At 63.2% G+C, this 12371-nt stretch carries 14 protein-coding genes; 4 read left to right on the top strand and 10 right to left on the bottom strand.

The window, feature by feature from the left end; all coding sequences use genetic code 11:
• Positions 1 to 8: 8 nt before the first annotated feature.
• From Q0X62_RS01345 to Q0X62_RS01325, 5 genes are all read right to left on the bottom strand, one after another.
• Positions 9 to 692 carry a CpaD family pilus assembly protein gene (locus tag Q0X62_RS01345; protein WP_297730784.1) on the bottom strand — a complete coding sequence of 228 codons (684 nt, stop codon included), beginning with the start codon at positions 690 to 692 and terminating at the stop codon, positions 9 to 11.
• Positions 693 to 703: 11 nt separating this feature from the next.
• A complete protein-coding gene (locus Q0X62_RS01340; RefSeq protein ID WP_297730782.1) occupies positions 704 to 2164 on the bottom strand; it encodes a type II and III secretion system protein family protein in 1461 nt (486 codons plus the stop codon).
• Positions 2165 to 2175: 11 nt separating this feature from the next.
• Positions 2176 to 3012, bottom strand: coding sequence for a Flp pilus assembly protein CpaB (gene cpaB, locus Q0X62_RS01335; RefSeq protein WP_297730780.1), 837 nt, complete (start codon positions 3010 to 3012; stop codon positions 2176 to 2178).
• A gap of 139 nt (positions 3013 to 3151) precedes the next feature.
• Positions 3152 to 3658 (bottom strand): prepilin peptidase, encoded by a 507-nt coding sequence (locus tag Q0X62_RS01330; RefSeq protein ID WP_297730778.1) that lies wholly within the window; start codon positions 3656 to 3658, stop codon positions 3152 to 3154.
• A 116-nt stretch (positions 3659 to 3774) separates the two neighbouring features.
• Complete coding sequence (locus tag Q0X62_RS01325) at positions 3775 to 3933, bottom strand: Flp family type IVb pilin (protein ID WP_011642356.1); 159 nt, start codon at positions 3931 to 3933, stop codon at positions 3775 to 3777.
• Positions 3934 to 4203: 270 nt separating this feature from the next.
• On the opposite strand from Q0X62_RS01325, the gene Q0X62_RS01320 reads away from it, so the two are divergent.
• The 3 genes from Q0X62_RS01320 to Q0X62_RS01310 are packed head-to-tail and all read left to right on the top strand — an operon-like array spanning position 4204 to position 5796.
• A complete protein-coding gene (locus tag Q0X62_RS01320) occupies positions 4204 to 4665 on the top strand; it encodes a pilus assembly protein N-terminal domain-containing protein (RefSeq protein ID WP_297730775.1) in 462 nt (153 codons plus the stop codon).
• 41 nt (positions 4666 to 4706) lie between these two features.
• Entirely contained in the window at positions 4707 to 5264 is a 558-nt protein-coding gene (locus Q0X62_RS01315) for a TadE family protein (protein ID WP_297730773.1), read from the top strand.
• A complete protein-coding gene (locus Q0X62_RS01310) occupies positions 5257 to 5796 on the top strand; it encodes a TadE/TadG family type IV pilus assembly protein (protein ID WP_297730772.1) in 540 nt (179 codons plus the stop codon). The genes Q0X62_RS01315 and Q0X62_RS01310 overlap by 8 nt, the downstream gene beginning before the upstream one ends.
• Here the strand turns inward: Q0X62_RS01310 and Q0X62_RS01305 are convergent, their stop codons facing one another.
• The 5 genes from Q0X62_RS01305 to Q0X62_RS01285 all read right to left on the bottom strand — a co-directional run bounded on the left by Q0X62_RS01305 (position 5797) and on the right by Q0X62_RS01285 (position 11227).
• Positions 5797 to 6597 carry an aminotransferase class IV gene (locus Q0X62_RS01305; protein ID WP_297730770.1) on the bottom strand — a complete coding sequence of 267 codons (801 nt, stop codon included), beginning with the start codon at positions 6595 to 6597 and terminating at the stop codon, positions 5797 to 5799.
• Positions 6594 to 7883 carry an aminodeoxychorismate synthase component I gene (gene pabB / locus Q0X62_RS01300; RefSeq protein WP_297730768.1) on the bottom strand — a complete coding sequence of 430 codons (1290 nt, stop codon included), beginning with the start codon at positions 7881 to 7883 and terminating at the stop codon, positions 6594 to 6596. Before pabB ends, Q0X62_RS01305 begins: the two co-directional genes overlap by 4 nt.
• 12 nt (positions 7884 to 7895) lie before the next feature.
• Positions 7896 to 8666 carry a tyrosine-protein phosphatase gene (locus Q0X62_RS01295; protein WP_297730766.1) on the bottom strand — a complete coding sequence of 257 codons (771 nt, stop codon included), beginning with the start codon at positions 8664 to 8666 and terminating at the stop codon, positions 7896 to 7898.
• A gap of 93 nt (positions 8667 to 8759) precedes the next feature.
• A complete protein-coding gene (locus Q0X62_RS01290) occupies positions 8760 to 9392 on the bottom strand; it encodes a hypothetical protein (protein ID WP_297730764.1) in 633 nt (210 codons plus the stop codon).
• A 368-nt stretch (positions 9393 to 9760) separates the two neighbouring features.
• A complete protein-coding gene (locus tag Q0X62_RS01285; RefSeq protein WP_297730762.1) occupies positions 9761 to 11227 on the bottom strand; it encodes an AMP nucleosidase in 1467 nt (488 codons plus the stop codon).
• Positions 11228 to 11396: 169 nt separating this feature from the next.
• On the opposite strand from Q0X62_RS01285, the gene Q0X62_RS01280 reads away from it, so the two are divergent.
• A complete protein-coding gene (locus Q0X62_RS01280; protein ID WP_297730760.1) occupies positions 11397 to 12251 on the top strand; it encodes a hypothetical protein in 855 nt (284 codons plus the stop codon).
• Positions 12252 to 12371 lie beyond the last annotated feature (120 nt).

Genomic DNA, 12371 nt, shown 5'->3' with positions numbered 1-12371 from the left:
GGCCCTCCCTAATTGCCGCTGCCGACGCGAGAGACCGCGCCGCTTTCATAATCACTCCGCTCACTGGCGGTGGATTCTCCGGCCCGATATCCGTCGATCACCGTCTGCCGGCGACCGGTATCGCCCGGCTCCATATCGCGCGGCGCAACGAGGTCGCGCGGGTCGGCCACCATGGCCGCAAGGTTCACAGCCATCGCACAGCCGAAATTGGCATGATGCTGATTGTCGAATTCCATCGCCATATTGTCCCAGCTGCCATCGCATTCACGCGGCGCTTGGGCGGCATAGCGGGTGAAGGAGAAAATCAGCTCGCCATGGCGCTGACCGCGGGCGTCATAAGCCCCGCCGGTAATCATGCGCCAGTCAATGCCCTGCTCGTAGAAGAAGTTGCGCGCTTCGGCGATGGCACCGATGGCGGCGTCTTCATTGGCTGAACCCTGCGGATAGCTGATGACAAGCGGCCCATGACCGCGGGCCTTGTATTCGGCGGCCACGGAAGCCAGCACGCTTTGCTGGGCCCAGGTCAGTCCATTATCGCGTTCATCGACCGCAAATTCGGCGCGGTAGGTCTCCGCCACAGCCGTCGCTTGCGGGACGTTCAGCCCCGTCGGTACGCTGGTCGCGCAAGCGCCGAGCGAGACAAGGCTCGCCAAACCGATCAAGGCACCGATTTTCTTTTTGTAGGCCACCATCACCAACTCCACTACTCGAACAGGAAGCCGACCGGCCCGCTCCAGCCGCGCTCGCCCGTATCCGATCCGGGGACCGAATAGGCGCGATTGATGCGGCCGAAGAGCAGGGCCGAAGCCTCACTGGCATTGCGGAAGCCGTCCGCAGGCGTCTGCATCTGGTTCGGATTCGTCGGATCCACCAGGTAGGGCGTCACCAACACGACCAGTTCGGTTTCCTGGTTCTCGTAATCCCGCGAACGGAACAGCGAACCCAGCACCGGCAGGTTCTGGACACCGGGAACACCGTCGAGATTCTGGCGCGTTTCTTCCTGGATCAGACCGGCCAGGACGAGGCTGCCACCCGAGGGCAGTTCCACAGTGGTCTCGGCACGGTTCACATTGAGGGCCGGAATGGTCAGGCCGGGCACCGTGCCGATGATATTTCCGTCGTCATCCGTGACATTGTTCGACTGGAAGGTCAGCGAGCCCTGGCTCGTCAGTTCGGACACTTCCGTCGAGATGCGCAGCGAGATGCGGCCTTCGGAGAGGACGACGGGCGTGAAGCCCAAGCCAACACCGAAAGGCTTGTATTCAATGATGATATTTCCGTCGCGATCGCGACCGACCGGAACCGGGAATTCGCCGCCGGCCAGGAAATTGGCGCTTTCGCCCGTGATCGCTGTCAAATTCGGCTCGGCCAGGGTGCGCACCAAGCCGACGCGCTCCATCGCCTGCAACAGGGTGGTGACGCTCTCGACACCGCCGGTATTGCCGCTGACCCAGTCAATCGCGGCAGACGTGCCACCCAGGAAGCGGCCAACGCGCGAGAAGTCCGGCGATGTGGCGATGTCGAAGCCGAACTCGCCGGAGCTTCCGGCGGTCGACAGATTGACGCCCAGCTGGCGCACGATGGTGCGCTGCATTTCCACGATCCGGACCTTGAGCATGACCTGCTCACGGGCTTCCACGGTGATCATGGACAAGATGTGCTCGGGATCATCGACCCAGCGCTGGGCAATGCGCAGCGCGGCGTCGGCATCGGCAGCGCTCGGTGCGCGGCCCGACAGCACAATGTGATCATTCATCGCCTCGACTTCGACCCGCGCGGCCGGCAGGAAGCGATCAATCGATTCCTGGAGCGGCGACAGATCGCGCTCGACGCGCAGGTCGAGATCCAGGATGAGCTGGCCGTTGGCATCGAAGAAGAAGGCGTTGGTCTGGCCGATGCCCATGCCCATGATATAGGCGCGGCGCGGCGTCCGCACGATGGCTTCAACGACGTCCGGATTGGTCACCAGCACGTCCGCGACATCGACCGGCAGGTGCACGACAGCCGCCTTGGACAGGGGCAGATCGAGGCTTTCCGAGACCGGGCCATTCCCCGGTTCGCGGATATAGACCTGCATGGTGTTGCCGCGCTCGGTACCGGCAGGCTGTGCGGCCACCGGAGCGCTGACAGCCAGGCTGGCCAGCAGGAGGAGTGTGCGGATCATCATCTCGGTCCTCATTCGTCGCCACCCAGCGCAACTTGCTGGGAGCGGCCATAGCGGATCAGGGTGACGGAGCTCGAACGACGCTCCTGGAAGGATTGCGCGGGGGCTTCGGGCAGCTCGCCGCCGGACACCAGAACCGGATCACCGGTATTGTCCGTCAGACTGCGCAGAACGAGGGCGATCTCGCCGCGGGCCACGGCCACAGACACGGCGCGGGCCTGGTCCGGCGTCAGCTCGAGCGTCGCGGTCTCACCGACCACGACCTCATCCTCGTCTTCACCGCCAAAGGATTGGTCAATCGCCAGCACGCGGGCATTCTCGACAATCGTGCGCGCGACAAAGGAACGGCTGGAACCGCGGCGCCCCTCGGATTCTTCCTCGAAGGAGACAATCACATCGACGCGGTCATTCGGCAGGATAAAGCCACCGGCGCCGGTCTCGGCCGAGATCGGGACCGCGACAGCGCGCATGCCCGGGGTCAGGACGGCTGCCATGAATCCGGCATCACCGGGCTGAACCAGACGGCGGCCGGTGATCGGCTCCCCCTGGCTGATCGGGGCGCGAACCACCGAGCCGGCGAAGTCCTCGATGCCCTGACCTCGGTTTTCAACGATATATCCCGGCGCCACAGCCTCATCGGGCCAGGCTTGCCAATAGAAATCGGCCGCGCTGATTCGTTCGCCAATGGCGACGTCCCGGCGGGCGGCGAGAATGCGCACGGAGGGACGTTCCTCGACCTGCACAACCTGCGGAGTTTCGTTGCTGGACATGGCCTGTCGGACGAAAAAGGCGACCGCGACCGCAGCGATGGCGGCGGCAGCGAGAATGGCGATGCGGACGGCGTTCATAGAGCGTCTCGAACCTCTCAGGCACACGAATACATGTGCTAGGAGACGCTGAATTCCTCAAAGTCGCGTTAATGCTATTCCGACAATGCCCCCTAACGGGCCCTTTTTTCAGAGCCCGTAAAACACCGCTCAAATGCGCTTAAAAGGCCTGCCAGAAGACGGTGTTGGGGAGGCTCCAGAAAACCCCGGCCGCAATCGCGATTCCGTAAGGAACCGGAGCCTTTACCGCCAGCGCGGTGCCCTCGAGCCGACCGGCCAGGACGGGAATGTGGGGCGCCAGCCGGCGCAGCACCAGAAGGGCGATGACCAGGACACCTCCGGCCATCACGGTATGGATAAGAAATGCGATGATTTCCGGCCAGCCAAACCAGAGCGCCGAGGCCGCGAAAAGCTTGGCATCGCCGCCCCCGATCCAGCCGGGTGCGAACAGGGCGAAGCCGATTACCAGCGCCATCAACCCGCCCAGCAGATGATTGCCCGCTTCGGCCCAGCCCAGGCCGGCGGCCAGTGCCGCAACCGGAAAGGTCAGAAGGACCAGACCCACGAGCCAGTTCGGAATAATGAATTTGTGGGCGTCGAACAGGGCGGCCGCGAGCATCAGCCCGGCCAGAACCAAGATCGTGATCTGCAAAAGCATGGCGGTCATCCCGTCTCTCCCTGACCGGCAGGGTGACGGGGGAAACTTAATGAGCGGTTGGCAAAACGAAACGGGGCCGCTCCGTGTGGAGCGACCCCGCTGATCGTCTCACGTTTGACGGTCGCTTAGAGCGCGCCGGCAACCGTGTTGAAGTTGTCGCTGACGCCCGTACCGAGGGCCGTCACGGCACCGATGATCACAACAGCGATCAGGGCGGCAATGAGGCCGTACTCGATCGCGGTGGCGCCGGATTCGTCTTTGAAGAAGCGAGAAATCATTTTCATTTGTTTACTCCCGTGTAGGTACCCAACCATCAGGAGCCGATCCGTCCCGACCTCTCCTGAACGCTGACCAATAAACACGAGAAGGATTTCGGCGGAGTAAAAATTCGTGGTTACCAAAATATATATTTGTCGGAATGCCAGCTATAGTTAACATTGGAATAACGGGCCTATCCACCAAAGCATTCAAATAAATGCACCCCCGTTTAGAAAAGATTCAGACGCGCGCGCGAGGATGGCTCCCAGTTTCCTGAAGCGTCACGGAGCGCCAAAATGTTCAACCGGATTGCCACCGCCTTTTCCCTGGCGATTGTCTGCGTCGCCCCCGCGGCCGCTCACGACCTTGCTGTTCCGGTGGAGCATGCCGAAGTCATCCGCCTGCCCGCCGAAGCCTCGGCCATCGTGGTCGGCAATCCCTCGATCGCGGATGCCCTCGTCCATGACGGCCGCACCCTGGTCGTAACCGGCCGCCTGCAGGGCCGCACCAATGTGATCGCCATCGACCGGGTCGGCCGGATCATCTATGAGCGCGACATCGTCGTCTCCAACCCGGTCGCCGGCCAGGTCGCCCTCTTCCGTGGTCCGAACCAGCACACGCTGTCCTGCGGCAGCGTCTGTGATGAGGTTCCGCGCGTCGGTGGCGATGTCGAAAGCACGGAAGCCCTCACGGATCAGCAGGGCGGTCGCTTGGCAACAGCCGATGCGGCGATGGCTGGCGACAACCCCAATCAATAAGGGAGAGGGCCGGGCTGACCGGTTCCTTGCGGGGAAAACGGATGACCAGCGCATCACAGACACAGCCAGCCAAACGGCAAGCCTCGCGCATTGCCCGCTTCTGCCGCGCGGATGATGGCGCGACGGCAGTCGAGTTTGCAATGATCGCCGCGCCCTTCTTCTTTCTGCTCTTCGCGATGATCGAGATCGCGGCTGTCTTTTTCACCGGCACCGTGCTCGAGAATGCCGTCCTCGAAGCCGCCCGGAAAATCCGGACCGGTGAGGCTCAAACCGGCGGCATGTCCCAGGCGGGTTTCCGCCAGGAAGTCTGCGACCTCATCTCCGCCGTCGCCGATTGCGATAATCTGGACATTGACGTGCAGGTCTTCGAAGACTTCGACAATGTCGACCAGTCCAGCCCGATCGAGGGCGATGGCTCCATGGATTCCGGCAATTTCGGATGGGACCCGGGCGATGCCGGCGACATTGTCCTGGTGCGCGTCTTCTATCGCTGGTCCTTGATGACGCCAAATTTCGGCGGCGCGCTGTCGAACATGGAAAACAATCAGCGCCTGATCACGGCAGCGACAGTGTTCCGGAACGAGCCCTTCGATGATTAGACCGCTCGCCCGCCTCCTGCGCCGGCTGGCCGGTGATCGCCGCGGTGTCTCCGCGGTCGAGTTCGCCTTGATCGCGCCTTTCATGATCCTGCTCTATCTGGGATCGGTCGAGATCAGCCTGGCCTTGTCCATCGACCGCAAGATCACATCCATTTCCAGCGCGCTCGCCGACCTTGTCGCCCAGGACGATGTAATCACCGATGACGAGATCAATGACATTCTCAATGCCGGCGCGGTCATCGTGGCGCCTTTCGATCCGACCCCGCTGGAAATCCGCATCACTTCGGTGATGATGGACTCCGACGGGACGGTCGAAGTGCAATGGTCGGACGCCAGCGGGATGGCGCCCTATTCCGAGGGCAGTTCGATCTCGGTACCCGGCGGCGTGCTGGAACGTAATCGCTCGGTGATCATGGTCGAGGTCGACTACCAGTACGACACCATGTTCGGCGAGCTCGGAGTCAGCCAGTTCAATATCTCGGAAATCTTCTATCTGCGCCCGCGCCGCTCGATCGTCGTCTCGCGCGGCTGATCAGGCAAAGAGCGCGGCAATCCGGGTCGGCAACTCCCCGGACCCGACCGGGCGCCCATCCAGCGTTGTGACCGGCACAGCCCCGAACACCGCATTGGTCACGAAGACAGCCTCGGCGCCCTCAAGCAGGTCGACCGGAAAGGCCCCGGTCTCGACCGGCATGGAATCGAGGATTTCCGCCCGCACGGTTCCCGCCAGCACACCGCACGCCGTGGCCGGGGTGAAGACATCGCCGCCTGTCAGCCAGAAAAGATTGGCGCTGTCACAGCCGGACAGGTTCCCGCGCGTGTCGGTCAAAAGCGCCATGTCCGCCCCCTGACCGCGCGCCTGGCGGCGGGCCTGGACATTATCCATGTAGGACAAGGTCTTGTGCCGCGCGGTCAGACTGGCCGGTGAGCGGCGGATCTCGCTAAGACAAAGCGCGAGACTGGCCGGTGGCGCCTTGCGCGGCGCGGCCGTCAGGGTCAGGGAAGGAACCAGCTCTTCCGGGCGTTCCAGACCGCGCGGACCGATACCGGCGGTCAGGGTCAGGCGGACCACCGCATCCTTCAAGGCATTGCGGGCCACCAGCTCGCCGATCAGCTCGGCCATGCCATCGGCATCGCGCGGCCCGGGCAGGCCGAGTTCAGCGGCGCTGCGCGCCAGCCGGGCCATGTGCCGGTCAAAGCGGACTGCCTTGCCCTTGATGACGTGCAGGGTCTCGAACAGGCCATCGCCCAGCAAGCCGCCCCGATCCTCCAGTCCCCAGCCGGTGCGGGCCGTCTCGATCCAGTCGCCATCCTTGAAAGCAATTCCGCTCATTCCGCATCCGCCCCCAGGGCCCGGCGCAAGGCCGAAACCTTGGTCAGTGTTTCCTCATATTCCGACACCGGCTCGCTGTCGGCGACAATCCCGCCGCCGGAACGCAGGCTGGCGCGCCAGCCCGTGCCCTCGCGCCGCAGGGCGGCCGTGCGGATCATCACATTGAGGTCCATATCGCCGCCCTCCCCGTCAATCCAGCCCAGCGCCCCGCAATAAGCGCCGCGCGGCTCGCCTTCGAGTTCGGAAATGACCTCCATCGCCCGCACCTTGGGAGCACCGGTAATGGATCCGGGCGGGAAGCTCGCGGCGAGGAGATCAAACACGTCGTGCTCGGCAGCCAGATCGCCCTCAACCACCGAAACCAGATGATGGACATTGGCATAGGTCTCGATCGCGCACAGCAGCGGGACATGGACCGAACCGGGGCGGCAGACGCGCGACAGGTCATTGCGCATCAGGTCGACAATCATCAGGTTTTCCGCCCGGTCCTTGGCACTGGCCGCCAATTCCTCGGCCAGGCGCCGGTCCTCCTCCGGGTCGGCGGCGCGGCGCCGCGTCCCCTTGATCGGCCGCGCCTCGACATGACCGGACGCGACGCGCAGGAAGCGCTCGGGCGAATTGGTCAACACGATGTGATCGGGGTCGAGGCAGAGATAGGCCGCATGCGGCGCCGGTGAGTGCTCGGACAGGCGCCGGAAAACCGCATAGGGATGATCCGCCGGGTCCAGGGTGACGTCGAAGGCGTGGGACAGATTGACCTGGAATACATCGCCGGCATGGACATAATCGCGGGCGCGACCGGCTGCCTTGAGATACTGGTCGCGGGACCAGCGCGGCTGCCAGCTTGCGGCGCCACTGGTCGCAGGCATTTCCGGGGCCGGACCGGACTGGCGGACCGCCGCGAGCAGGCCGGCCACGGCGCCTTCTTCGACGCCCTTGATCTCGACAAGCCCCGCCTCGCGATCAAACTCGATCCAGGCCGGATAGCGCGCCACGGCGAGCGGTGGCCAGCGCGGATCGAGATGCGGCAGGCGTTCAAAGGCGGCGGCCAGGTCATAGCCGAACAGCCCGGCCCAGAGCCCGCCCTCCTCGCGACCCTGCGCGGCGAAGGCGTCGAAGGCTGCCCGGTCGGCGCCGCTGGCGATCGCATCCGGCGCCACGAACATGCGCGAGCGGCCATGCCGGCCATCATGCAGGAGCAGGGCATGGGGCGATTGCGCCCAGGGCGCGAACACATCGATCGGGTTCTGCCAGGGGAGGCGATGCTGATGGATCGGTCCAGCCATGGCGTATGATGCCTAGCCGGTCAGCCAGCGCGCCCGCAGGGCCGCCCGCTCATCCTCGGTGATACCGAGATGCGTCCGCACATAATGATCCACGCCGCCCATCGTTTCGAAGGCCTGACGCAGATAGTCACCGTCCACGCCCAGGAAGATGCGCATCATCTCCGGCGCCATGGCCTGGCCGTGCTCGGCCTGGATGCGCTCGCGGATGCGCGGAATGAGGGAGTCGAAATCGACCGCCTCATTGGTCATCTCGTAGTCCGCGATCACCGTATCACGGTCGACACCCAGCTCGTCGAGAATGAGGGCGCAAAAGATACCGGTCCGGTCCTTGCCGGCGGCGCAATGGACCAGGAAACCGTTCTCGGCATCGCCGGTCGCCAGCGCGCGATAGGCATCGCGATAGACGTCCTGATTGCCGCTTTCCATCGGGATACGGCGATAGGCGGACAGCATGTAATCATGCACGCCCTCGGGCGTATGCACACCCATCCGCAAGAAGCGCAGATGCGGCGGTTCGCCACTATCGCCCTTGTCCGAGGCCAGCACGCGCGGCGCGATCGGGTCGGGCCAGTTGGAGGGCTCGTTCGTGCGCTCGCGCGGCTTGCGCAGATCGGCCACGACCTGGATACCCAGCCCGCCGATATGGTCCCAGTCCGTGTCACTGGCGCGCGAGAAATGCCCGGAGCGATAGAGTCCGTCCTTCACGCGTGCGCCATCCAGGCCGTCATAGCCGTGGAAATGCCGGAAATTATGGACGCCTTCGAGCGGTGTGATGCGAGTCATGTATCGGAGGTACGCAATCACCTGCCCCGCGGCAAGGCTGCGCCGCGACAAATTCCGTTCACGGCTGAATGCAGTGCCAACGGATCAGCATGACTAGCCGTCAGCAGCCTCACCCAATTCCTCCAGCAAGTGCTCATACTGGCTGATCAGGAAGCGTTCCTGCGAGGCCAGTTCGGCAAAGCCGATCTGTGTGAAACGCAGGCTGGGGCGCAAATCCTCGCCGCGCATGATTTCAGGTCCGGCAAAGAGGAGTTCGACAATCTGGCGCCAGGTCGCGCTGACGCCATTGGCCTGCATCTCATAGACACGGGCCACGGCCGCGACCTGTTCGTAAGGCAGGATATCCAGCCGGCCATGCTGCTGGGCGTGTTCCCAGGCGAAACTGGACAGGCCGGGTGCATTTACCCCGCGATTCATCACGCCCATGACCTCGTCGAACAAGACCCCGTCCGCCGGGGCGTCACCCGTCTCGATCGCGGCCAGTCGCGCGCCGATCCGCTCGACGACGGTCTCGTGATAGCCCACGACTGCTTCCAGGGCGGCGATATTCGTCTCGACCTCGGCCACAACCCGGGCCATTGCCGCATCGGCCGCGCGCCGGTGCGCGACATCCTCGCGCCATTCATTGACGATGAAACCGAGTACGACCGCAAAGACGATCAGCACGCCCTCGACTAGGGCGCGACCGAACCAGGATGGCAATGCAAGCGTGTTGGAAGTCGACATGGGCAGGTCCGGTGTTGTTTCAAACGAGACTACGCAGACTTGCGGCGCGACAACAACAGGACAGATGCCGGGTGCGTCCCTCTGTTTACGACGGCGAGAGCCGGGCCGGCGTCTTGAATATTCGCGCCTGGCGCGGATCGATCCATAGATCGCTTGTCAGCCAGCAGGCCGTATCCGGTTCTTGAGGTCAAGGACGCCGCAGGCGCCGCTCCGCGGGCATGCCCCTTGAGCTCAAGAACCGGATACGGCGAACTCTCGGCAAGCGGTTTATGGGCAGGTGTGCGCCAAGGCGCTTGGTTTAAACCCCAAAACCAGCCCCGCTTTTCCTCCCCATGACATGTGGAGGAAAAGCGATGTCGGTCAATCCCCTACCGGAACGGCGGCTCGTCAAAACTCCGCAACTTCCGCGAATGAAGGGCTGCGCCCTCATCGCGCTTGAGGATCTCGATGGTTTCGATCCCGGCGGCGAGGTGCTCGGAAACCGAGCGTTGGTAGAAAAGATTGGCCGCGCCCGGCAGTTTGAGTTCGCCGTGCAGCGGCTTGTCCGAGACGCAGAGCAGCGTGCCATAGGGCACGCGCAGGCGCAGGCCGTTGGCGGCGATGGTCGCTGATTCCATGTCCACGGCGATGGCGCGGGACTGGTTGATTCGCTTCGCCTGGGCGGCATAGCGAAGCTCCCAATTGCGGTCGGCATAGGTAGCCACCGTACCCGTGCGCAGGCGCGATTTCAGCGTCTCGCCGCTATCGCCGGAGACCGAGGCCACGCCCTGTTCCAGCGCGATCTGGATTTCCGCGATTGGCGGGATCGGGACTTCCAGAGGCATGTCCTCATCCAGCACCGCGTCATAGCGCAGATAAGCGTGGGCCAGCACATAATCGCCGAGGCGCTGCGAGTGACGCAGGCCACCGCAATGGCCGATCATCAGCCAGCACTGCGGTCGCAGCACGGCGAGATGGTCGGTGATGGTTTTCGCGTTTGACGGGCCGACCCCGATATTGACCAGGGTGATGCCGCGACCGCCCGGCGCCTTCAGGTGATAGGCCGGCATCTGGAAGCGGCGCCAGGGCGCACCCTCGACCACGGCATGCGCGTTCGGCGTATCGGCATCAACGCTGACATTGCCTGCCGCCGAGAAGGATTCGTAGTGATTGTCTTCCTTCAGCTGGCGGATGGCCCAGGCGGTGAAGGCGTCGACATAGCGATGGTAATTGGTGAAGAGAATGAATTGCTGCGTGTCTTCATAGGGCGTGCCGGTGTAGTGGCGCAGCCGCTGCAGCGAGTAATCCACCCGCGGGGCCTCGAACAGGGAGAGTGGCTTGACCGCGCCCTGCTGCATCACTTTCAGACCATTGGGCAGGTCGTCATTGACCCTGGACAGATCGGCATAGGGAAAGTGGCGGACCAGTTCGGCCGGCGAGGCCGCATCCATGTCCAGATCATCGGCGCCGTCGAGCACGTAGGAGAATGGGATCTCCGTCTCCGACGGCCCGGTCTCGATGGTGATCTCATACTGGTCGGCGAGCAGGGTGAGCTGCTCGATCAGATAGTCCGCGAACAGGGTCGGATTGGTAATGGTCGAGGCATAGAGCCCGGTATCGGTGAATTTGCCGAAGGCACGGCTGACCGGCGGCGGCGGTCCGTCCGGCTCATAAGTTACACGCAATTCGGGATAAACAAACGCGCCAGCCTCGCGCTCGTCATGGGATGGCGGCGGTCCGCCATCAAGGAAGGATTTCAACGCGGTCTGGAGGCGTTCAACGGACGATTGGTAGAGCGCTTCGAGCTGCTCCACCGCTTCAGCGGGTGTTCTTGCAACCTTATAGTCTTTTTTCATCGCCGCTCTCATGCCCGAATTCTGGCCATGGGTAAATTGCCGCGTTCACGAAATTTTGGCGACAGAGCTGAGCGCATCACTCGCCTTCCGGGAGAATCTGTTCACGAAGCATTCAAAATCCGCCAGCATTATTGGCCAATAGACTTGGAAATCGATGATGGGGGTCCGCATGTTTTTCGTTTTCAGCTTCACTGATATCAGCAACGCGATCCTCAGCCTTGTGCGGCTCGTTATCCTCGCCTTCCTTTTCATCTATCTACCGTTCGCCTTCTTGAGCACGCTGTTTTATGTGGCGACATCCGGCGGATGGTATCTTGTGCTCGGCCTCGTCCTGGCGGTTCTCGGCTTCGTCTACACAACGCTGAAGAAGCAGGCCGTCCTGTCGACAGCGCTCGGGCTTGGCTGTGTGGCGCTTTTTGTCGCCATCCTTTTCACGAATGCCAGCCTTCGCAGCGATGAGCGCGAAGCCATCGCCTTCGGATCGCCGCGCAACATGCTCTGGGCAGAAAGCCTGGACGCGCTCAATTCAGCACGACGCAGCAATGGCGACATCCTGCCACTGTTTCCGGCATCGGTCCGGGCCATCGCCGACACGGCCGGCGTCAGCACACATGATCATCTTGATTTCGGCGACACGCCGCGCCGCGGCCCCTTCACGATTGAACTGGGCCATTACCGCATCGGACCCGCCGATATATTCGATCAGTATATTGAGGTCGCAGAAGCTGACGGTGACTGGCTGGCCTTCCACGCCACCTGCGTCCTCGATCGTGACTGCGGTGAGGCGGAAAGCCTCCAGGCAAGTTTCGACGCTGTCGAGAGCCGCTATGGCGTTCGCCTGGCCGATCGGCTTGCGGCCCATCTCAATCTGCCGGCCGCCTCTCAGGGGGACTTCCAGACTTCCCGCGAGTTCGCCGCCGCCTGCCATGCGGACACGGCATGCCGTACGGTCATGAGCGCCCTGCACTGGCCCGTCATCATTGGCGCCAGTTCAGGTGAGCCGGTTGTTGTCCATACCGACTAGGACTGCCATCGCGCGCCCTGCCTATACTGCAGACCCAATCCAACTTGACGTTGGCGTCGTGCCTGCAAGCCTGTAAGGACGCCAGTTAACCGCAAAGAGGCGGTCAAACTGGAGAGTTCA

It is taken from the genome of uncultured Maricaulis sp., assembly GCF_947259345.1.
GTDB lineage: Bacteria > Pseudomonadota > Alphaproteobacteria > Caulobacterales > Maricaulaceae > Maricaulis.
The sequence above is the reverse complement of the archived record's forward strand: the minus strand, read 5'-3'. Positions and strand labels throughout refer to the sequence as shown.

What these genes read in the sequence shown, in the direction of transcription:
- Q0X62_RS01290 (WP_297730764.1), bottom strand. Translation starts at nt 9,392, where the DNA reads ATGTCGACTTCCAACACGCTTGCATTGCCATCCTGGTTCGGTCGCGCC.
- Q0X62_RS01285 (WP_297730762.1), bottom strand. Translation starts at nt 11,227, where the DNA reads ATGAAAAAAGACTATAAGGTTGCAAGAACACCCGCTGAAGCGGTGGAG.
- Q0X62_RS01295 (WP_297730766.1), bottom strand. Translation starts at nt 8,666, where the DNA reads ATGACTCGCATCACACCGCTCGAAGGCGTCCATAATTTCCGGCATTTC.
- pabB (WP_297730768.1), bottom strand. Translation starts at nt 7,883, where the DNA reads ATGGCTGGACCGATCCATCAGCATCGCCTCCCCTGGCAGAACCCGATC.
- Q0X62_RS01325 (WP_011642356.1), bottom strand. Translation starts at nt 3,933, where the DNA reads ATGAAAATGATTTCTCGCTTCTTCAAAGACGAATCCGGCGCCACCGCG.
- Q0X62_RS01305 (WP_297730770.1), bottom strand. Translation starts at nt 6,597, where the DNA reads ATGAGCGGAATTGCTTTCAAGGATGGCGACTGGATCGAGACGGCCCGC.
- Q0X62_RS01345 (WP_297730784.1), bottom strand. Translation starts at nt 692, where the DNA reads ATGGTGGCCTACAAAAAGAAAATCGGTGCCTTGATCGGTTTGGCGAGC.
- Q0X62_RS01320 (WP_297730775.1), top strand. Translation starts at nt 4,204, where the DNA reads ATGTTCAACCGGATTGCCACCGCCTTTTCCCTGGCGATTGTCTGCGTC.
- Q0X62_RS01280 (WP_297730760.1), top strand. Translation starts at nt 11,397, where the DNA reads ATGTTTTTCGTTTTCAGCTTCACTGATATCAGCAACGCGATCCTCAGC.
- Q0X62_RS01340 (WP_297730782.1), bottom strand. Translation starts at nt 2,164, where the DNA reads ATGATCCGCACACTCCTCCTGCTGGCCAGCCTGGCTGTCAGCGCTCCG.
- Q0X62_RS01315 (WP_297730773.1), top strand. Translation starts at nt 4,707, where the DNA reads ATGACCAGCGCATCACAGACACAGCCAGCCAAACGGCAAGCCTCGCGC.
- Q0X62_RS01330 (WP_297730778.1), bottom strand. Translation starts at nt 3,658, where the DNA reads ATGACCGCCATGCTTTTGCAGATCACGATCTTGGTTCTGGCCGGGCTG.
- cpaB (WP_297730780.1), bottom strand. Translation starts at nt 3,012, where the DNA reads ATGAACGCCGTCCGCATCGCCATTCTCGCTGCCGCCGCCATCGCTGCG.
- Q0X62_RS01310 (WP_297730772.1), top strand. Translation starts at nt 5,257, where the DNA reads ATGATTAGACCGCTCGCCCGCCTCCTGCGCCGGCTGGCCGGTGATCGC.